Raw genomic sequence first — 20828 nt, forward strand, 5'->3', positions numbered from 1 at the left:
AAAAACAGCTGTTTAGGTAACCCACAACATAGCAGAAGCAATATCTCCTAAAAGACATACAAATTGAATACATAAAAATAATCCAAGGACATATAATAGTAAATCATCCTCGGATTTTTATTTTTTGTATAATACTTATTTAAAGTATATCTTTACAACTTATTCTATTTTTTCATTCTAAACAAAAATTTTTATCATCAATCTTAATTCATTTCTGATTTTATTTTTTTTATATCATCATTAGTTAATCCTGTTGCTTTAATAATAGTAGGTATATCTATTCCCATTAATAATAAATTTTTTGCAATCCCTCTACGTTCTTGTATTTGCCCTTTTTTCATACCTTCTTGCATTCCTTTTTGTATACCTTCTTGCATTCCTTTTTGTATCCCTTTTTCTTCTCTAAGCTTGAATTCTTCTTCAATCTTTCTTCCTAGATTGCTAATCATTTTCTCCACCTCCATATGATTAGTTTCTTCTAATGCCTTATATATATGTTCTCCTATTTTTTCATCAAATCTATTTTTGAATATATTTATTATCCATCTATTAAACACTTGTATTTGCTCTTTTGTTCCTTTTTTCCCAAGAATTCTACCTATTAGCTTTAGTCTTTTTAGTATTTCTTCTATTGCTACATCTTGATCTAGTAAAAATATTGAACTTACTAGGTTCGCAATCTCTAACAGTTCCTCTTCCTTCATTCTGTTTACATCAAAAAGCATATATCGAAAATCTATAATATTTTCTTCAAATAACTCATATCCGTTCAAAACTTCTTTAAAATTTCTTACTGCTGTCCATTTGTTTTTTCCATTATATAAAACAATTGGTACAATCGCTGGTAATCTATAATCTTTTCTTTTTTTTACTTTGTCTTCTGTATTATTTAGTTCTTCTCTCCATATTTCCGTCATATACATGAGTAGTCTTATAGGCATTCTATAATCTACTTTTGATTGTAATTCTAATAATACATAAAAGATGATATCTTTTCCATCTATATTTACCTTATAAACAACATCTGCTTCTTCCTGTTTAAAATCTTTCAATATAAATTCTTTATCTATTAAAATCAAATTGTCTTCTTCTATTAATTTTACCCATTCCTTCTTCACAAAGCTTCTTAAAAATTCAAGAAAAGTTTTCTTATGCGAAAGAATTTCCTTATATCCTATATCATGTTCATGCTTGATTTTATCCTTCATTTTTACACCATCTTTTTATTTTCATTATATCATATTATTACAATCCCTATCGCAGTTTTCTTCTTAATATTTAATACACTTTTTTATAAATCTATACCATAACTACAATAGAAGCTGCTGACAATATGATGTTAGTATAAAAGCATTAACACAAAAAGTGAGATATAATAAATATATCTGAAAGGACGTGTCCTGTAGATAAAAGATATGATCTAGATTAAAAAATGATAGTATAACTATACAATACAACTGATAGCACCTTGAAAGATCTCGAAAGCAAATATAGCACAACCTCAGCTACTATTTAAAATAGTATACTCCAATTACCCCAGATGAATGAATTTGAAAAAATTTCTACTTAATACCCACTTTTTGTGTCTAGGATATTGACATAGATCTAGAACATTGGCTATTCAACCTGAATTACTACTCCTTGATGAACCTTTTTCTGCATTAAACTATAAAACTCAACTTGCCGTAGCTGACAACATTAGAAGTATGCTCAAAAAAAAGAAAAAAACAGCTATTTTGGTAACCCACAACATAGCATAAGCAATGTCTCCTAAAAGACAGATAAATTGAATACATAAAAATAATCCAAGGACATATAATAGTAAATCATCCTCAGATTTTTATTTTTTTGTATAATACTTATTTAAAGTATATCTTTACAACTTATTCTATTTTTTCATTCTAAACAAAAATTTTTATCATCAATCTTAGTTCATTTCTGATTTTATTTTTTTTATATCATCATTAGTTAATCCTGTTGCTTTAATAATAGTAGGTATATCTATTCCCATTAATAATAAATTTTTTGCAATCCCTCTACGCTCTTGTATTTGCCCTTTTTTCATACCTTTTTGTATCCCTTTTTCTTCTCTAAGCTTGAATTCTTCTTCAATCTTTCTTCCTAGATTGCTAATCATTTTCTCCACCTCCATATGATTAGTTTCTTCTAATGCCTTATATATATGTTCTCCTATTTTCTCATCAAATCTATTTTTGAATATATTTATTATCCATCTATTAAACACTTGTATTTGCTCTTTTGTTCCTTTTTTTCCAAGAATTCTGCCTATTAGCTTTAGTCTTTTTAGTATTTCTTCTATTGCTACATCTTGATCTAGTAAAAATATTGAACTTACTAGGTTCGCAATCTCTAACAGTTCCTCTTCCTTCATTCTATTTACATCAAAAAGCATATATCGAAAATCTATAATATTTTCTTCAAATAACTCATATCCATTCAAAACTTCTTTAAAATTTCTTACTGCTGTCCATTTGTTTTTTCCATTATATAAAACAATGGGTACAATCGCTGGCAATCTATAATCTTTTCTTTTTTTAACTTTATCTTCTGTATTATTTAGTTCTTCTCTCCATATTTCCGTCATATACATGAGTAGTCTTATAGGCATTCTATAATCTACTTTTGATTGTAATTCTAATAATACATAAAAGATGATATCTTTTCCATCTATATTTACCTTATAAACAACATCTGCTTCTTCCTGTTTAAAATCTTTCAATATAAATTCTTTATCTATTAAAATCAAATTATCTTCTTCTATTAATTTTACCCATTCCTTCTTCACAAAGCTCCTTAAAAATTCAAGAAAAGTTTTCTTATGCGAAAGAATTTCCTTATATCCTATATCATGTTCATGCTTGATTTTATCCTTCATTTTTACACCATCTTTTTATTTTCATTATATCATATTATTACAATCCCTATTGCAGTTTTCTTCTTAATATTTAATACACTTTTTTATAAATCTATACCATAAAATAAACACCTCTACTACAATAGAAGCTGCTGACAATATGATGTTAGTATAAAAGCATTGACATAGATCTAGAACATTGGCTATTCAACCTGAATTCCTACTCCTTGATGAACCTTTTTCTGCATTAAACTATAAAACTCAACTTGCCGTAACTGACATCATTAGAATTATGCTCAAAAAAAGAAAAAACAGCTATTTTGGTAACCCACAACATAGCAAAAGCAATGTCTCCTAAAAGACATACAAATTGAATACATAAAAATAATCCAAGGACATATAATGGTAAATCATCCTCGGATTTTTATTTTTTGTATAATACTTATTTAAAGTATATCTTTACAACTTATTCTATATTTTCATTCTAAACAAAATTTTTATCATCAATCTTAGTTCATTTCTGATTTTATTTTTTTTATATCATCATTAGTTAATCCTGTTGCTTTAATAATAGTAGGTATATCTATTCCCATTAATAATAAATTTTTTGCAATCCCTCTACGCTCTTGTATTTGCCCTTTTTGTATCCCTTTTTCTTCTCTAAGCTTGAATTCTTCTTCAATCTTTCTTCCTAGATTGCTAATCATTTTCTCCACCTCCATATGATTAGTTTCTTCTTAAGCACTAAGCAAAATTTTTATCATCAATCTTAATTCATTTCTGATTTGATTTTTTTTATATCATCATTAGTTAATCCTGTTGCTTTAATAATAGTAGGTATATCTATTCCCATTAATAATAAATTTTTTGCAATCCCTCTACGTTCTTGTATTTGCCCTTTTTTCATACCTTCTTGCATTCCTTTTTGTATCCCTTTTTCTTCTCTAAGCTTGAATTCTTCCTCAATCTTTCTTCCTAGATTGCTAATCATTTTCTCCACCTCCATATGATTAGTTTCTTCTAATGCCTTATATATATGTTCTCCTATTTTCTCATCAAATCTATTTTTGAATATATTCATTATCCATCTATTAAACACTTGTATTTGCTCTTTTGTTCCTTTTTTCCCAAGAATTCTGCCTATTAGCTTTAGTCTTTTTAGTATTTCTTCTATTGCTACATCTTGATCTAGTAAAAATATTGAACTTACTAGATTCGCAATCTCTAACAGTTCCTCTTCCTTCATTCTATTTACATCAAAAAGCATATAGCGAAAATCTATAATATTTTCTTCAAATAACTCATATCCGTTCAAAACTTCTTTAAAATTTCTTACTGCTGTCCATTTGTTTTTTCCATTATATAAAACAATTGGTACAATCGCTGGTAATCTATAATCTTTTCTTTTTTTTACTTTGTCTTCTGTATTATTTAGTTCTTCTCTCCATATTTCCGTCATATACATGAGTAGTCTTATAGGCATTCTATAATCTACTTTTGATTGTAATTCTAATAATACATAAAAGATGATATCTTTTCCATCTATATTTACCTTATAAACAACATCTGCTTCTTCTTGTTTAAAATCTTTCAATATAAATTCTTTATCTATTAAAATCAAATTGTCTTCTTCTATTAATTTTACCCATTCCTTCTTCACAAAGCTCCTTAAAAATTCAAGAAAAGTTTTCTTATGCGAAAGAATTTCCTTATATCCTATATCATGTTCATGCTTGATTTTATCCTTCATTTTTACACCATCTTTTTATTTTCATTATATCATATTATTACAATACCTATCGCAGTTTTCTTCTTAATATTTAATACACTTTTTTATAAATCTATACCATAAAATAAACACCTCTACTACAATAGAAGCTGCTGACAATATGATGTTAGTATAAATGCATGAACACAAAAAGTGTATTTTATATTAAAAAAAGACAAACCGCTAAAAATTTTCAATGGTTTGTCAGCAACCTGAATTACTACTCCTTGATGAACCTTTTTCTGCATTAAACTATAAAACTCAACTTGCCGTAGCTGACATCATCAGAATTATGCTCAAAAAAAGAAAAAAACAGCTGTTTAGGTAACCCACAACATAGCAGAAGCAATATCTCCTAAAAGACATACAAATTGAATACATAAAAATAATCCAAGGACATATAATAGTAAATCATCCTCGGATTTTTATTTTTTGTATAATACTTATTTAAAGTATATCTTTACAACTTATTCTATTTTTTCATTCTAAACAAAAATTTTTATCATCAATCTTAATTCATTTCTGATTTTATTTTTTTTATATCATCATTAGTTAATCCTGTTGCTTTAATAATAGTAGGTATATCTATTCCCATTAATAATAAATTTTTTGCAATCCCTCTACGTTCTTGTATTTGCCCTTTTTTCATACCTTCTTGCATTCCTTTTTGTATACCTTCTTGCATTCCTTTTTGTATCCCTTTTTCTTCTCTAAGCTTGAATTCTTCTTCAATCTTTCTTCCTAGATTGCTAATCATTTTCTCCACCTCCATATGATTAGTTTCTTCTAATGCCTTATATATATGTTCTCCTATTTTCTCATCAAATCTATTTTTGAATATATTCATTATCCATCTATTAAACACTTGTATTTGCTCTTTTGTTCCTTTTTTCCCAAGAATTCTGCCTATTAGCTTTAGTCTTTTTAGTATTTCTTCTATTGCTACATCTTGATCTAGTAAAAATATTGAACTTACTAGATTCGCAATCTCTAACAGTTCCTCTTCCTTCATTCTGTTTACATCAAAAAGCATATATCGAAAATCTATAATATTTTCTTCAAATAACTCATATCCGTTCAAAACTTCTTTAAAATTTCTTACTGCTGTCCATTTGTTTTTTCCATTATATAAAACAATTGGTACAATCGCTGGTAATCTATAATCTTTTCTTTTTTTAACTTTGTCTTCTGTATTATTTAGTTCTTCTCTCCATATTTCCGTCATATACATGAGTAGTCTTATAGGCATTCTATAATCTACTTTTGATTGTAATTCTAATAATACATAAAAGATGATATCTTTTCCATCTATATTTACCTTATAAACAACATCTGCTTCTTCCTGTTTAAAATCTTTCAATATAAATTCTTTATCTATTAAAATCAAATTATCTTCTTCTATTAATTTTACCCATTCCTTCTTCACAAAGCTCCTTAAAAATTCAAGAAAAGTTTTCTTATGCGAAAGAATTTCCTTATATCCTATATCATGTTCATGCTTGATTTTATCCTTCATTTTTACACCATCTTTTTATTTTCATTATATCATATTATTACAATCCCTATTGCAGTTTTCTTCTTAATATTTAATACACTTTTTTATAAATCTATACCATAAAATAAACACCTCTACTACAATAGAAGCTGCTGACAATATGATATTAGTATAAAAGAAATTTTTTGCTAATTATTGAAGCAACTTCCTCTGTTGCTAACAATATGATGTTAGTATAAAAGCATTAACACAAAAAGTGAGATATAATAAATATATCTGAAAGGACGTGTCCTGTAGATAAAAGATATGATCTAGATTAAAAAATGATAGTATAACTATACAATACAACTGATAGCACCTTGAAAGATCTCGAAAGCAAATATAGCACAACCTCAGCTACTATTTAAAATAGTATACTCCAATTACCCCAGATGAATGAATTTGAAAAAATTTCTACTTAATACCCACTTTTTGTGTCTAGGATATTGACATAGATCTAGAACATTGGCTATTCAACCTGAATTACTACTCCTTGATGAACCTTTTTCTGCATTAAACTATAAAACTCAACTTGCCGTAGCTGACAACATTAGAAGTATGCTCAAAAAAAAGAAAAAAACAGCTATTTTGGTAACCCACAACATAGCAGAAGCAATGTCTCCTAAAAAACATACAAATTAAATACATAAAAATAATCCAAGGACATATAATAGTAAATCATCCTCGGATTTTTATTTTTTGTATAATACTTATTTAAAGTATATCTTTACAACTTATTCTATTTTTTCATTCTAAACAAAAATTTTTATCATCAATCTTAGTTCATTTCTGATTTGATTTTTTTTATATCATCATTAGTTAATCCTGTTGCTTTAATAATAGTAGGTATATCTATTCCCATTAATAATAAATTTTTTGCAATCCCTCTACGCTCTTGTATTTGCCCTTTTTTCATACCTTTTTGTATCCCTTCTTGCATTCCTTTTTGTATCCCTTTTTCTTCTCTAAGCTTGAATTCTTCTTCAATCTTTCTTCCTAGATTGCTAATCATTTTCTCCACCTCCATATGATTAGTTTCTTCTAATGCCTTATATATATGTTCTCCTATTTTTTCATCAAATCTATTTTTGAATATATTTATTATCCATCTATTAAACACTTGTATTTGCTCTTTTGTTCCTTTTTTCCCAAGAATTCTACCTATTAGCTTTAGTCTTTTTAGTATTTCTTCTATTGCTACATCTTGATCTAGTAAAAATATTGAACTTACTAGGTTCGCAATCTCTAACAGTTCCTCTTCCTTCATTCTGTTTACATCAAAAAGCATATATCGAAAATCTATAATATTTTCTTCAAATAACTCATATCCATTCAAAACTTCTTTAAAATTTCTTACTGCTGTCCATTTGTTTTTTCCATTATATAAAACAATTGGTACAATCGCTGGTAATCTATAATCTTTTCTTTTTTTCACTTTATCTTCTGTATTATTTAGTTCTTCTCTCCATATTTCCGTCATATACATGAGTAGTCTTATAGGCATTCTATAATCTACTTTTGATTGTAATTCTAATAATACATAAAAGATGATATCTTTTCCATCTATATTTACCTTATAAACAACATCTGCTTCTTCCTGTTTAAAATCTTTCAATATAAATTCTTTATCTATTAAAATCAAATTATCTTCTTCTATTAATTTTACCCATTCCTTCTTCACAAAGCTCCTTAAAAATTCAAGAAAAGTTTTCTTATGCGAAAGAATTTCCTTATATCCTATATCATGTTCATGCTTGATTTTATCCTTCATTTTTACACCATCTTTTTATTTTCATTATATCATATTATTACAATCCCTATTGCAGTTTTCTTCTTAATATTTAATACACTTTTTTATAAATCTATACCATAAAATAAACACCTCTACTACAATAGAAGCTGCTGACAATATGATGTTAGTATAAAAGCATTGACATAGATCTAGAACATTGGCTATTCAACCTGAATTCCTACTCCTTGATGAACCTTTTTCTGCATTAAACTATAAAACTCAACTTGCCGTAACTGACATCATTAGAATTATGCTCAAAAAAAGAAAAAACAGCTATTTTGGTAACCCACAACATAGCAAAAGCAATGTCTCCTAAAAGACATACAAATTGAATACATAAAAATAATCCAAGGACATATAATGGTAAATCATCCTCGGATTTTTATTTTTTGTATAATACTTATTTAAAGTATATCTTTACAACTTATTCTATATTTTCATTCTAAACAAAATTTTTATCATCAATCTTAGTTCATTTCTGATTTTATTTTTTTTATATCATCATTAGTTAATCCTGTTGCTTTAATAATAGTAGGTATATCTATTCCCATTAATAATAAATTTTTTGCAATCCCTCTACGCTCTTGTATTTGCCCTTTTTGTATCCCTTTTTCTTCTCTAAGCTTGAATTCTTCTTCAATCTTTCTTCCTAGATTGCTAATCATTTTCTCCACCTCCATATGATTAGTTTCTTCTTAAGCACTAAGCAAAATTTTTATCATCAATCTTAATTCATTTCTGATTTGATTTTTTTTATATCATCATTAGTTAATCCTGTTGCTTTAATAATAGTAGGTATATCTATTCCCATTAATAATAAATTTTTTGCAATCCCTCTACGTTCTTGTATTTGCCCTTTTTTCATACCTTCTTGCATTCCTTTTTGTATCCCTTTTTCTTCTCTAAGCTTGAATTCTTCCTCAATCTTTCTTCCTAGATTGCTAATCATTTTCTCCACCTCCATATGATTAGTTTCTTCTAATGCCTTATATATATGTTCTCCTATTTTCTCATCAAATCTATTTTTGAATATATTTATTATCCATCTATTAAACACTTGTATTTGCTCTTTTGTTCCTTTTTTCCCAAGAATTCTGCCTATTAGCTTTAGTCTTTTTAGTATTTCTTCTATTGCTACATCTTGATCTAGTAAAAATATTGAACTTACTAGGTTCGCAATCTCTAACAGTTCCTCTTCCTTCATTCTGTTTACATCAAAAAGCATATATCGAAAATCTATAATATTTTCTTCAAATAACTCATATCCGTTCAAAACTTCTTTAAAATTTCTTACTGCTGTCCATTTGTTTTTTCCATTATATAAAACAATTGGTACAATCGCTGGTAATCTATAATCTTTTCTTTTTTTTACTTTGTCTTCTGTATTATTTAGTTCTTCTCTCCATATTTCCGTCATATACATGAGTAGTCTTATAGGCATTCTATAATCTACTTTTGATTGTAATTCTAATAATACATAAAAGATGATATCTTTTCCATCTATATTTACCTTATAAACAACATCTGCTTCTTCTTGTTTAAAATCTTTCAATATAAATTCTTTATCTATTAAAATCAAATTGTCTTCTTTTATTAATTTTACCCATTCCTTCTTCACAAAGCTTCTTAAAAATTCAAGAAAAGTTTTCTTATGCGAAAGAATTTCCTTATATCCTATATCATGTTCATGCTTGATTTTATCCTTCATTTTTACACCATCTTTTTATTTTCATTATATCATATTATTACAATACCTATCGCAGTTTTCTTCTTAATATTTAATACACTTTTTTATAAATCTATACCATAAAATAAACACCTCTACTACAATAGAAGCTGCTGACAATATGATATTAGTATAAAAGCCAGTTTTTTTGCTAATTATTGAAGCAACTTCCTCTGTTGCTAACAATATGATGTTAGTATCAAAGCATAAACACAAAAAGTGTATTTTATATTTAAAAAAGACAAACCACTAAAAATTTTCAATGGTTTGTCAGCAACCTGAATTCCTACTCCTTGATGAACCTTTTTCTGCATTAAACTATAAAACTCAACTTGCCGTAGCTGACATCATTAGAATTATGCTCAAAAAAAGAAAAAACAGCTATTTTGGTAACCCACAACATAGCAAAAGCAATGTCTCCTAAAAGACAGATAAATTGAATACATAAAAATAATCCAAGGACATATAATAGTAAATCATCCTCGGATTTTTATTTTTTTGTATAATACTTATTTAAAGTATATATTTACAACTTATTCTATATTTTCATTCTAAGCAAAAATTTTCATCATCAATCTTAGTTCATTTCTGATTTTATTTTTTTTATATCATCATTAGTTAATCCTGTTGCTTTAATAATAGTAGGTATATCTATTCCCATTAATAATAAATTTTTTGCAATCCCTCTACGTTCTTGTATTTGCCCTTTTTTCATACCTTTTTGTATCCCTTCTTGCATTCCTTTTTGTATCCCTTCTTGCATTCCTTTTTGTATCCCTTTTTCTTCTCTAAGCTTGAATTCTTCTTCAATCTTTCTTCCTAGATTGCTAATCATTTTCTCCACCTCCATATGATTAGTTTCTTCTAATGCCTTATATATATGTTCTCCTATTTTCTCATCAAATCTATTTTTGAATATATTCATTATCCATCTATTAAACACTTGTATTTGCTCTTTTGTTCCTTTTTTCCCAAGAATTCTGCCTATTAGCTTTAGTCTTTTTAGTATTTCTTCTATTGCTACATCTTGATCTAGTAAAAATATTGAACTTACTAGATTCGCAATCTCTAACAGTTCCTCTTCCTTCATTCTGTTTACATCAAAAAGCATATATCGAAAATCTATAATATTTTCTTCAAATAACTCATATCCGTTCAAAACTTCTTTAAAATTTCTTACTGCTGTCCATTTGTTTTTTCCATTATATAAAACAATTGGTACAATCGCTGGTAATCTATAATCTTTTCTTTTTTTTACTTTGTCTTCTGTATTATTTAGTTCTTCTCTCCATATTTCCGTCATATACATGAGTAGTCTTATAGGCATTCTATAATCTACTTTTGATTGTAATTCTAATAATACATAAAAGATGATATCTTTTCCATCTATATTTACCTTATAAACAACATCTGCTTCTTCTTGTTTAAAATCTTTCAATATAAATTCTTTATCTATTAAAATCAAATTGTCTTCTTCTATTAATTTTACCCATTCCTTCTTCACAAAGCTCCTTAAAAATTCAAGAAAAGTTTTCTTATGCGAAAGAATTTCCTTATATCCTATATCATGTTCATGCTTGATTTTATCCTTCATTTTTACACCATCTTTTTATTTTCATTATATCATATTATTACAATACCTATCGCAGTTTTCTTCTTAATATTTAATACACTTTTTTATAAATCTATACCATAAAATAAACACCTCTACTACAATAGAAGCTGCTGACAATATGATGTTAGTATAAATGCATGAACACAAAAAGTGTATTTTATATTAAAAAAAGACAAACCGCTAAAAATTTTCAATGGTTTGTCAGCAACCTGAATTACTACTCCTTGATGAACCTTTTTCTGCATTAAACTATAAAACTCAACTTGCCGTAGCTGACATCATCAGAATTATGCTCAAAAAAAGAAAAAAACAGCTGTTTAGGTAACCCACAACATAGCAGAAGCAATATCTCCTAAAAGACATACAAATTGAATACATAAAAATAATCCAAGGACATATAATAGTAAATCATCCTCGGATTTTTATTTTTTGTATAATACTTATTTAAAGTATATCTTTACAACTTATTCTATTTTTTCATTCTAAACAAAAATTTTTATCATCAATCTTAATTCATTTCTGATTTTATTTTTTTTATATCATCATTAGTTAATCCTGTTGCTTTAATAATAGTAGGTATATCTATTCCCATTAATAATAAATTTTTTGCAATCCCTCTACGTTCTTGTATTTGCCCTTTTTTCATACCTTCTTGCATTCCTTTTTGTATACCTTCTTGCATTCCTTTTTGTATCCCTTTTTCTTCTCTAAGCTTGAATTCTTCTTCAATCTTTCTTCCTAGATTGCTAATCATTTTCTCCACCTCCATATGATTAGTTTCTTCTAATGCCTTATATATATGTTCTCCTATTTTTTCATCAAATCTATTTTTGAATATATTTATTATCCATCTATTAAACACTTGTATTTGCTCTTTTGTTCCTTTTTTCCCAAGAATTCTACCTATTAGCTTTAGTCTTTTTAGTATTTCTTCTATTGCTACATCTTGATCTAGTAAAAATATTGAACTTACTAGGTTCGCAATCTCTAACAGTTCCTCTTCCTTCATTCTGTTTACATCAAAAAGCATATATCGAAAATCTATAATATTTTCTTCAAATAACTCATATCCGTTCAAAACTTCTTTAAAATTTCTTACTGCTGTCCATTTGTTTTTTCCATTATATAAAACAATTGGTACAATCGCTGGTAATCTATAATCTTTTCTTTTTTTTACTTTGTCTTCTGTATTATTTAGTTCTTCTCTCCATATTTCCGTCATATACATGAGTAGTCTTATAGGCATTCTATAATCTACTTTTGATTGTAATTCTAATAATACATAAAAGATGATATCTTTTCCATCTATATTTACCTTATAAACAACATCTGCTTCTTCCTGTTTAAAATCTTTCAATATAAATTCTTTATCTATTAAAATCAAATTGTCTTCTTCTATTAATTTTACCCATTCCTTCTTCACAAAGCTTCTTAAAAATTCAAGAAAAGTTTTCTTATGAGAAAGAATTTCCTTATATCCTATATCATGTTCATGCTTGATTTTATCCTTCATTTTTACACCATCTTTTTATTTTCATTATATCATATTATTACAATACCTATCGCAGTTTTCTTCTTAATATTTAATACACTTTATAAATCTATACCATAAAATAAACACCTATACTACAATAGAAGTTGCTAACAATATGATGTTAGTATAAAAGCATGAACACAAAGAGTGTATTTTATATTAAAATAAAAAAATACTTAAGACCTTTGGCCTTAAGTATTTTTTATCTATTATTGAGGGATGAGTATACATATAAACTAAATTTTAAAGCTTTTCTCTATTTACTAATCCTCTTTTTACTATCTCTGTTACTGCAAATGTTCCAACATCATCTGCATATGTTCCTGAACCAAAACCTGCATCAAAGCCTAATTCTTTTGCAAGCTCGTGACTGATTCTAGGTCCTCCACAAATTAATATAACTTTATCACGAATTCCTTCTGCTTCAACTAATTCTACTAAATTAGTAAGGTTTTTAATGTGTACATCCTTTTGTGTAACAACTTGAGATACTAATAAAACATCTGCATTTAATTCAATAGCCTTTGCGATAAATTCTTCATTTGGTACTTGGCTTCCAAGGTTATATGCTTCAACACCTTTATATCTTTCAAGTCCAAAGTGGTGGTTGTAGCCCTTCATGTTCATTATAGCATCGATTCCTACTGTATGAGCATCTGTACCTGTACAAGCACCAACAATAACAACTTTTCTCTTGATATTTTCTTTGATATATTCTTCTACTCCTTCTTGTCCAAAGGACTCTACTTCTACTTTTGGTACTTCAATAGATGTGAAGTCTACTGTATGAGAGCATTTTCCATACATTACAAACATCGTATATCCTACACCGAGGTCTTCTGCATGTACTACAGATGGCTCTTCAAGTCCCATTTTAGCAGCAAGACGTCTAGCAGCTTCTTTTGCTTCTTCTCCACATGGTACTGGTAGCGTAAAGCATAGTTGTACCACTCCATCATTCATTGTATCTCCATATGGTTTAATTTTTGTTAGATCTAATTGGTTTGTTGACATTATCTTGCACCTCCTAGCATTAATTCAACAAATGGGTTGAAGTATTTCTCATCCTTTTGAGTAACGCCTTCAAGACCTTTTCCTCCATCCATAGCTCTTTTTACACCAGCAAATTTACCTTGTGCAATTGTCTCAAATAATCCTTCCTTTTCAATTTGTTCTAGCATTTTTGCAGCTTCTGCTAATACAAATTGTGCTCTTTGTTGAATGATTCCGCCCTCTTTAAATTCTATTTCGCCAGAAATATCACGAGCATTGTTGAATATATATTTAGCGTTTTCAATAGATAATGCTCTATCTTGAAGAAGTGGTGTATGGATTGCTTCTGTAAGCATTCCTAATAATTGAAGACTTTGATTAGTCATTATAGCTACCATATTAAATAATGCGTCTTGAATATGTCCTTTGTAAATGTTTCCTGTCATGAATTTTGTTGGTGGCATATATTTAAGTGGCGCATTTGGGAATATCTCTCTTGCCATTTGTGCTTGTGCTAATTCATATAAAAATCCATTTGTAATATCTGGATTCATTTCAAAGGCATGACCAAGTCCCATTTGTTCTTCTGGAAGTCCTGCAAGTAATGCAAATTGTTCATTGATAAACTGAGAAGCAAGTACTGTATGTGCTTCTTCTACTGCATCAGCAGTTGTTAAGTAGTTATCTTCTCCAGTATTTATAATAACACCTGCGTAACCATTGATTATTCTTGAGAAGTATTGGTCTATTAATGTTCTTTGGATATTGATATCTCTAAAAAGAATTCCATACAATGCATCATTAAGCATTACATCAAGTCTTTCCATTGCACCCATAGCTGCAATTTCTGGCATACATAATCCTGAACAGTAGTTACATAATCTAATGTATTTTCCTATTTCTTGACCAACTTCGTCTAATGCTTTTCTCATGATTCTGAAGTTTTCTTGTGTTGCGTAGGTACCACCAAAACCTTCTGTAGTCGGCCCATATGGTACATAGTCAAGTAAACTTTGACCTGTTGTTCTGATTACAGCAATAATATCTGCTCCTTGTCTTGCAGCAGCTTGTGCTTGTAATACATCCTCGTAGATATTACCTGTTGCAACGATTACATATAGGTAAGGTCTTGGCCCTTCTCCTAATGTATTTAAGAATTCATCTCTTTCTTCTCTATTTTTTTTGATTCTTTCTACCATTTCTTCTGCTAAAGCTTTTACTTTTTCTTTGATTTTTTCATCATCTGCTACTGGAACCTTTGTAATATCTAATTCTCCTCTTGAAACCATTTCAGCAATTTCCTGTGGTGTTTTTCCAGTATGGATCATTGCATTTCCTATCCAGTAAGCTGCTCCTAATCCTAATCCGCCACCTTCTTTAATGTTGTCAACAATTACGTTTGGTAGTGGTTTTTCTATTTCATCAATACCATCTATTCCTAAAAGTCTAGCAACAGTTCTTTCTACTGCTACTGTTGTATGTCTATCAATAAATGCTTGTGTATCTGCCGCAATTTTTTTAGCAGAATTTCTTGCTTTAGCAATAATGCTTTGGTCTAGATTTAACTTGCTTTGCATTATTTTTCCTCCTTTTTTATAGTTAGCAGTTAGCCCTTAGTAGTTAACCATATAAAATACTAACGGCTAACCACTAACAGGTTTCAAGATACTTTTCTGCATCTTTTAATAATTCTTCCTGTAGTCCCATCAATCTTGCAATATTGATTGCATCTTTTGGAACTTTATTTTTGTTTTTAACTTCAATCAATCTGTAATCCATATATTTGTGTACAGCTTCTATGCCTATTTCACACTCTTTATCTATTTCATCCTTTAGCTTTTTATAGTCTATTCCTTCAAGACCCTTTACCTGTAAATGATGAACAGCCTCATCATCTGTCAAGCCATCAAAATGTGTTGTGATAATCGTGATGGTATCTTTATTCTTTAAAAAATTTATGAGTGCTTTAGATATAGCAAAGCCTTCAGAAGGATTAGTTCCTCTTGCCAATTCATCTATTAATATAATTCCTTTTTCATTAGCTCTGTTTATAATTTTTTTAATTTCTAATATTTCTGCACCAAAGGTACTAAGTCCCATATCAGTTGATTGTAAATCTCCTAAAGAGAAGAAAATATAATCCTTTAATGAGAAGGTCATCTCTTTTGCAGGAACAAAAAGTCCAAACTGTGCCATAGCACTAAGTACTCCTATTAATTTAAGAGAAATAGTTTTTCCTCCCATATTTGCTCCTGTAATACAGGTTACCCCTCTCTTTAGGTTTACTGAAATAGGTGTAAAGGTTTTTCCCTGTTTTCGAAGAGTGTTAGCTACTTTAATATGTCTTCCATCTACAATAGAAAGCATATCTTCATCTACAACCTTTGGTTTTACCCCATCAAAGCCAACTGCTAGTGAGCCTTTTGCAATGATTAAATCTAATCCACCTATAGCTTTAATATTTGCGTAAAATTCGTCTATATGCTTTTTCATTGCTTTGGTCAATTGTTTACGTACTAAGAACTCCTCTTCCTCCTCCTGAAGCTTGAGTTCATCTATTTGTTTGAGCTTTTCATCTAAGCTTTCATCTAATTTTACCTTAAAGGTGATATTCATATAAGTTTCTGAGCTATAGATAAGATCAGGGCATTTTTCTAGCTTTTCTATTAACTCTTTGTCACTTTTATTGACTGAAATTTCACCATTAGGTCTTATTCTTATATTAAGCTTTTCTTGCAAAGCTTCTCTTGCTTCTTTTTTGGAACGTTTTATGTGGCTTTCAATATCTTTCATTTTTTTTCTTATACTTTGTAATTTTTTTGAATAAGCGTCATATATATAAAAAGTATTGACACCACTTTTTTCAGGATCTAATAGATCCATTAGGCTGGGCATGGGCATGATTTTTAAATCTTTTGGTACGTTCCAATTTAATTTTGCAATTATTTCATCAAGCTTTACAAGCAAGAATAGAAAGCTTTTGATCTCAAACAATTCAATGGTACTTAGTACTTCATCCTTTTCGATCCTTTTAAAAGAACCTCTTAAATCTTTAAAATGTTTGAAAATAGTACGCATTTCTACTAAAGAATATCTGTGCTTATTGATGATGCCAATGACCTTTTCAATACGGTCATATTCTTCTAGAAGTTTTTCTTTATCTTCTCTTAAATACGGCTTCATCTCTTTTTTTGCTTGCTCACCATAAGGAGTAAAAACACTAATTCTATCAAATATATAGTCAAGCTCTAGATTTTTATATACTCTCTCAGATAAAAACATATTTATTCACCACCTAACACTACATCGAAAACGGGAATAGGGTCGAGAAATTTCTTCATAGCTGTTAGAAATTCCTCTGGTTGATAATAATAACCTTGAGGTGCATAAGGGTTCACTGTTACAGCTAATGGCTTAATTCTGTCTATTACTTCAACTTGAATGCCAATCTTTTTGAAAAACATCCAATCCTTTGCATCAATAAATATCTTTGTAGCATCCTTTACAATAAAGATAACCTTTTTATATTTTCTAGTTGTCTCAGCAATCTTTTTCAAGGTATTCGTTACTAAAGAGCCTCCAATTACCACATATTTTGTGTTGTCTTTTATAGCTCTTCCTATGATTTCTCCTCCATTTAGGGCCGTTTTTATCTCTATAGGCACTATTTTATCATCTTCATCAATGATACAGTAGCCCTTTTCTTCTATAACAGCATCTGCTAGTTTTTTAATCTTGTCATTTTGTACCTGAGGCAGAGAAAACAATTGTACCTGATGCATAGTTTTTTCAATGACCTTATTCATATCTCTACTCAACACTGCTCCAGTAGCTAGTATTGTAGCTTCTGTTACAGATGGAGAAGCTGATGAAATTCGATCAAGGGCACCATCTACAATTACTAAATCTGCTCCATATGTTAAAAGTTTATCACACACTATTTTAATTTCACGATTTGTATTTGGACCTGCAATCTGTACATATCCAGAGGTTTTTGCTTTGCAAATCACTATTTTTCCCATTGATGTGCTCATATTGGTTACTTCCAATATTTCAAGCTTTGCCTCTGTATATTTAAAGGTTCCTTCTGTAGTTGCAATCAAGGTTTCCTCATCTACATAAATCATAGGTTTTTCTGTGTTTGTGACAAGATCTTGATTTTCTCCGTCCCTTCCTGTAGAAGTAATCCCAATTCGAATACCTCTTTCCATTGCTTCATCAATCAATTGATTTAATGTTACTGTCTTACCAGCATTTTTTGCCATTCCTACTACAGAAACGATTTTATAGTTATCTTGTATTGCATCCATTAACTGCATAAAGCTTCCCCCTTGAAAATGCTAACGGCTAGGGTTAACAGTATTTCTGTTAACCACTAACCAAATTTTATTTTCTACTCGTGATGGCCTCTTTCTCTTCTTGCAAGGTCTGTTGGCTCAAGTGCTACTTGATTTCCTTGTAGAAGTCCTCCAACACCAGTAATTTTATGTTCTCTTTCACCTCTGCATACTGGACAGTTGCATTTTTCTTCGTATGGAGTAGGCTCAGTGTAAGTAGTAATAACTCCTTCGAAGTTTCTTAATACTACTCTCTTTGGAGATTGAGAAACTACGTATTGAGGCATTACTGGAGTTTTTCCACCACCACCAGGAGCGTCAACAACAAATGTTGGTACTGCATATCCTGATGTATGTCCTCTTAATCCTTCAATGATTTCTATTCCTTTAGAAACTGGAGTTCTGAAGTGTTCGATACCCATTGAAAGGTCGCATTGATAAATATAGTATGGTCTTACTCTGTTTTTAACAAGCTTGTGTACTAAATCTCTCATGACATGAACACAGTCATTTACGCCTCTTAAAAGTACTGATTGATTTCCTAGAGGCACACCTGCATCTGCAAGCATTGCACAGGCTTTTGCTGCTGTTGGTGTCATTTCTTTTGAGTGGTTAAAGTGTGTATTTAACCAGATTGGATGATATTTTTTAAACATATTTACAAGCTCTGGTGTAATTCTTTGTGGTAATACAACAGGAGTTCTTGATCCTATTCTTACTATATCAACGTGTGGGATTTCTCTTAATTTTTTGATGATGTATTCTAATGTTTCATCGCTTACAAGAAGAGCATCTCCTCCTGACAATAATACGTCTCTTACTTGTGGCGTATTTCTGATGTACTCAATAGCCTTATCGATTCTTTCTAATGGCATTGCATCATCTTTTTGTCCTGCAAATCTTCTTCTTGTACAGTGACGGCAGTACATAGAACACATGTCAGTGATTAAAAGAAGTACTCTGTCTGGATATCTGTGAGTAAGTCCTGGTACTGGAGAATCTGTATCTTCATGTAGTGGGTCTTCCATATCAGCTTCACTCTTGTGTGTTTCAGCAAGAGTAGGTACTGCTTGCATTCTTACTGGACAATGTGGATCATCTGGGTCCATTAATGATGCATAGTATGGTGTGATTCCCATTCTTAATGTTTTTAGAGATTCTCTGATTCCTTCTTCTTCTTCTTCAGTAAGATTTATTACTTTTTTTAAATCTTCTACTGTTGTAATTCTGTTTTTTACTTGCCATTGCCAGTCATTCCACTGCTCTTCTGTTACATCCTTCCAAAGCTCGATCTCTTTGTAATTTCTCATGCTTTTAAAAACCCCCTTGTTTAATCTCCTCATTAATTTTTTAAGTCTTACTCCATTTTGCTTTTATTTATAGGTATGGCTGAAAAACAGCCATACTTATTACGCATATAATTCTTCGTATATTTCTCTTAATTCTTTGCTTTCTCTCATGATTTGAAGAGTTACTTCTGCATGACCCTTTGTATAACCATTTCCAACAATCATTGTTACGTCAGAACCAACACCTTCAGCTCCAAGTGCTGCTTTTGTAAAGCTTGTTGCCATACTAAAGAAGTAAATTACTCCATCATTTTTAGTCGCTAAAATACTAGTCATTTCAGTATCAGGAACATTTACGTTGTTGATTGTTACATCTGCCATTTTTCCATTTGTTATTTCTTTAACTTTTTCCATTACTTCAACTGGCTTTGTAGCATCTGCAGCAATATAAACATCTGCAACATTTGCTCTTTTTGCAATCTCTAAAGATCTTTCACTATGTCCTAAGCAGATTACTTTACCAGTAACCCCTGCTCTTCTCTTAGCTTCATAGCAGCATAGCATTCCTGATTTACCAGCTCCACCGATTACTAATACTGTGTCTCCTGGTTTAACTAATTTTGCAGTTTGTGCTGGTGCTCCTGCAACATCAAGTGCTGATAATGCAAGGTTCTCTGGAATATCATCTGGAAGTACTGCATATATTCCTGATTCAAAAAGAATAGCTTTTCCTTTAATATCAACTTGGTCAATATCTTTTCTTACTGCTACTATTTCATCTATTCTAAGTGGAGTTAATGAAAGAGATACTAATGTAGCGATCTTATCTCCTACTTTAAGATCTGTTTTTCCTTCAAGTGCAAGTCCAATTTTTTCAACTGTTCCAATTAACATACCACCAGAACCTGTAACAGGATTTTGGTGCTTACCTCTTTCAGCAACAATTCCTAGCATTATTTCTTTGATTTTTTCTACATCTCCGCCTGCTTGATTTTTAATTTGTGTAAAGCTTGCAGAGTCAACATTCAATGTTTGTACATCGATTAGAATCTCGTTATCATAGATTTCCATTGTATTGTCGATTTTTTTTGCTGGTTGTGGAAGAGCTCCTTTTGGCTCAATCACTCTGTGTGTTCCATAAGGACATCCTTTTTTCATTTTAAGTTCCCCCTTAAAATTTTTTATAAGTAATTTTATTTTTTACTGCCTTAGTGCATACGCCATAATATAAAAGCAAGTACTGTGCCAAGTTTGTTTTTATTTTAACAAAAAAAATAAAAACAAAACATAAAAGCCAGTATTTTCCTTGTTCTTAGAGGCCTTTATGTTTTTTATATAAGGAAAAGGTTTTCTGTTTTTTGTAAA

Annotated in this window: 16 protein-coding genes and 2 pseudogenes; 2 read left to right on the forward strand and 16 right to left on the reverse strand. The window is 29.6% G+C overall.

The features are described from left to right. Positions 1 to 203: 203 nt before the first annotated feature. Complete coding sequence (locus tag KVH43_RS03300) at positions 204 to 1208, reverse strand: Rpn family recombination-promoting nuclease/putative transposase (protein WP_218283456.1); 1005 nt, start codon at positions 1206 to 1208, stop codon at positions 204 to 206. 399 nt (positions 1209 to 1607) lie between these two features. Between KVH43_RS03300 and KVH43_RS13200 the strand changes: the two are divergent. Beyond that, positions 1608 to 1757: pseudogene (locus KVH43_RS13200) on the forward strand (spermidine/putrescine ABC transporter ATP-binding protein); the annotation flags it as partial. Between the two features lie 170 nt (positions 1758 to 1927). Here KVH43_RS13200 and KVH43_RS03305 read toward each other — a convergent pair. The 4 genes from KVH43_RS03305 to KVH43_RS03320 all read right to left on the reverse strand — a co-directional run bounded on the left by KVH43_RS03305 (position 1928) and on the right by KVH43_RS03320 (position 6159). Next, on the reverse strand, positions 1928 to 2896 hold the full coding sequence (locus tag KVH43_RS03305) for an Rpn family recombination-promoting nuclease/putative transposase (protein WP_218283457.1): 969 nt from the start codon (positions 2894 to 2896) through the stop codon (positions 1928 to 1930). Positions 2897 to 3384: 488 nt separating this feature from the next. Further along, positions 3385 to 3582 (reverse strand): hypothetical protein, encoded by a 198-nt coding sequence (locus KVH43_RS03310; RefSeq protein ID WP_218283458.1) that lies wholly within the window; start codon positions 3580 to 3582, stop codon positions 3385 to 3387. A gap of 62 nt (positions 3583 to 3644) precedes the next feature. Further along, complete coding sequence (locus KVH43_RS03315; protein ID WP_218283459.1) at positions 3645 to 4625, reverse strand: Rpn family recombination-promoting nuclease/putative transposase; 981 nt, start codon at positions 4623 to 4625, stop codon at positions 3645 to 3647. Between the two features lie 529 nt (positions 4626 to 5154). Further along, the gene (locus KVH43_RS03320; RefSeq protein ID WP_218283460.1) at positions 5155 to 6159 is read right to left on the reverse strand and encodes an Rpn family recombination-promoting nuclease/putative transposase; all 1005 of its coding nucleotides are present in this window, start codon (positions 6157 to 6159) and stop codon (positions 5155 to 5157) included. A 477-nt stretch (positions 6160 to 6636) separates the two neighbouring features. Between KVH43_RS03320 and KVH43_RS13210 the strand changes: the two are divergent. Beyond that, positions 6637 to 6798, forward strand: a pseudogene (locus KVH43_RS13210) (spermidine/putrescine ABC transporter ATP-binding protein); the annotation flags it as partial. 157 nt (positions 6799 to 6955) lie between these two features. Here KVH43_RS13210 and KVH43_RS03325 read toward each other — a convergent pair. From KVH43_RS03325 to kdd, 11 genes are all read right to left on the reverse strand, one after another. Further along, a complete protein-coding gene (locus KVH43_RS03325; RefSeq protein WP_218283461.1) occupies positions 6956 to 7948 on the reverse strand; it encodes an Rpn family recombination-promoting nuclease/putative transposase in 993 nt (330 codons plus the stop codon). Between the two features lie 488 nt (positions 7949 to 8436). Then, positions 8437 to 8634: a hypothetical protein gene (locus KVH43_RS03330; RefSeq protein WP_218283458.1), complete on the reverse strand. Its 198-nt coding sequence runs from the start codon at positions 8632 to 8634 to the stop codon at positions 8437 to 8439. A gap of 62 nt (positions 8635 to 8696) precedes the next feature. After that, the gene (locus tag KVH43_RS03335; protein ID WP_218283462.1) at positions 8697 to 9677 is read right to left on the reverse strand and encodes an Rpn family recombination-promoting nuclease/putative transposase; all 981 of its coding nucleotides are present in this window, start codon (positions 9675 to 9677) and stop codon (positions 8697 to 8699) included. Positions 9678 to 10272: 595 nt separating this feature from the next. Then, entirely contained in the window at positions 10273 to 11289 is a 1017-nt protein-coding gene (locus KVH43_RS03340) for an Rpn family recombination-promoting nuclease/putative transposase (protein ID WP_218283463.1), read from the reverse strand. A gap of 529 nt (positions 11290 to 11818) precedes the next feature. Then, on the reverse strand, positions 11819 to 12823 hold the full coding sequence (locus KVH43_RS03345; RefSeq protein ID WP_218283456.1) for an Rpn family recombination-promoting nuclease/putative transposase: 1005 nt from the start codon (positions 12821 to 12823) through the stop codon (positions 11819 to 11821). Between the two features lie 264 nt (positions 12824 to 13087). Beyond that, a complete protein-coding gene (gene kamE, locus KVH43_RS03350; RefSeq protein WP_218283464.1) occupies positions 13088 to 13858 on the reverse strand; it encodes a lysine 5,6-aminomutase subunit beta in 771 nt (256 codons plus the stop codon). Further along, complete coding sequence (kamD, locus tag KVH43_RS03355) at positions 13858 to 15414, reverse strand: lysine 5,6-aminomutase subunit alpha (protein WP_218283465.1); 1557 nt, start codon at positions 15412 to 15414, stop codon at positions 13858 to 13860. Before kamD ends, kamE begins: the two co-directional genes overlap by 1 nt. 73 nt (positions 15415 to 15487) lie before the next feature. Further along, entirely contained in the window at positions 15488 to 17119 is a 1632-nt protein-coding gene (gene kamC / locus KVH43_RS03360; protein ID WP_218283466.1) for a lysine 5,6-aminomutase reactivase ATPase KamC, read from the reverse strand. A 2-nt stretch (positions 17120 to 17121) separates the two neighbouring features. Further along, positions 17122 to 18156 (reverse strand): lysine 5,6-aminomutase reactivase subunit KamB, encoded by a 1035-nt coding sequence (gene kamB, locus KVH43_RS03365; protein ID WP_218283467.1) that lies wholly within the window; start codon positions 18154 to 18156, stop codon positions 17122 to 17124. Positions 18157 to 18230: 74 nt separating this feature from the next. Further along, a complete protein-coding gene (kamA, locus tag KVH43_RS03370) occupies positions 18231 to 19484 on the reverse strand; it encodes a lysine 2,3-aminomutase (protein WP_218283468.1) in 1254 nt (417 codons plus the stop codon). 99 nt (positions 19485 to 19583) lie between these two features. After that, positions 19584 to 20621 carry an L-erythro-3,5-diaminohexanoate dehydrogenase gene (kdd, locus tag KVH43_RS03375; RefSeq protein ID WP_218283469.1) on the reverse strand — a complete coding sequence of 346 codons (1038 nt, stop codon included), beginning with the start codon at positions 20619 to 20621 and terminating at the stop codon, positions 19584 to 19586. Between the last annotated feature and the right edge of the window lie 207 nt (positions 20622 to 20828).

Source organism: Crassaminicella indica (genome assembly GCF_019203185.1).
Classification (GTDB): Bacteria; Bacillota; Clostridia; order Peptostreptococcales; family Thermotaleaceae; genus Crassaminicella; species Crassaminicella indica.

Bases quoted from the DNA above. Each gene is read 5' to 3' on its own strand.
- kamD (WP_218283465.1), bottom strand. From the start codon at position 15,414: ATGCAAAGCAAGTTAAATCTAGACCAAAGCATTATTGCTAAAGCAAGA.
- kamA (WP_218283468.1), bottom strand. From the start codon at position 19,484: ATGAGAAATTACAAAGAGATCGAGCTTTGGAAGGATGTAACAGAAGAG.
- kamC (WP_218283466.1), bottom strand. From the start codon at position 17,119: ATGTTTTTATCTGAGAGAGTATATAAAAATCTAGAGCTTGACTATATA.
- KVH43_RS03335 (WP_218283462.1), bottom strand. From the start codon at position 9,677: ATGAAGGATAAAATCAAGCATGAACATGATATAGGATATAAGGAAATT.
- KVH43_RS03325 (WP_218283461.1), bottom strand. From the start codon at position 7,948: ATGAAGGATAAAATCAAGCATGAACATGATATAGGATATAAGGAAATT.
- KVH43_RS03340 (WP_218283463.1), bottom strand. From the start codon at position 11,289: ATGAAGGATAAAATCAAGCATGAACATGATATAGGATATAAGGAAATT.
- KVH43_RS03345 (WP_218283456.1), bottom strand. From the start codon at position 12,823: ATGAAGGATAAAATCAAGCATGAACATGATATAGGATATAAGGAAATT.
- KVH43_RS03300 (WP_218283456.1), bottom strand. From the start codon at position 1,208: ATGAAGGATAAAATCAAGCATGAACATGATATAGGATATAAGGAAATT.
- kamB (WP_218283467.1), bottom strand. From the start codon at position 18,156: ATGCAGTTAATGGATGCAATACAAGATAACTATAAAATCGTTTCTGTA.
- kdd (WP_218283469.1), bottom strand. From the start codon at position 20,621: ATGAAAAAAGGATGTCCTTATGGAACACACAGAGTGATTGAGCCAAAA.
- KVH43_RS03320 (WP_218283460.1), bottom strand. From the start codon at position 6,159: ATGAAGGATAAAATCAAGCATGAACATGATATAGGATATAAGGAAATT.
- KVH43_RS03315 (WP_218283459.1), bottom strand. From the start codon at position 4,625: ATGAAGGATAAAATCAAGCATGAACATGATATAGGATATAAGGAAATT.
- KVH43_RS03310 (WP_218283458.1), bottom strand. From the start codon at position 3,582: ATGATTAGCAATCTAGGAAGAAAGATTGAAGAAGAATTCAAGCTTAGA.
- kamE (WP_218283464.1), bottom strand. From the start codon at position 13,858: ATGTCAACAAACCAATTAGATCTAACAAAAATTAAACCATATGGAGAT.
- KVH43_RS03330 (WP_218283458.1), bottom strand. From the start codon at position 8,634: ATGATTAGCAATCTAGGAAGAAAGATTGAAGAAGAATTCAAGCTTAGA.
- KVH43_RS03305 (WP_218283457.1), bottom strand. From the start codon at position 2,896: ATGAAGGATAAAATCAAGCATGAACATGATATAGGATATAAGGAAATT.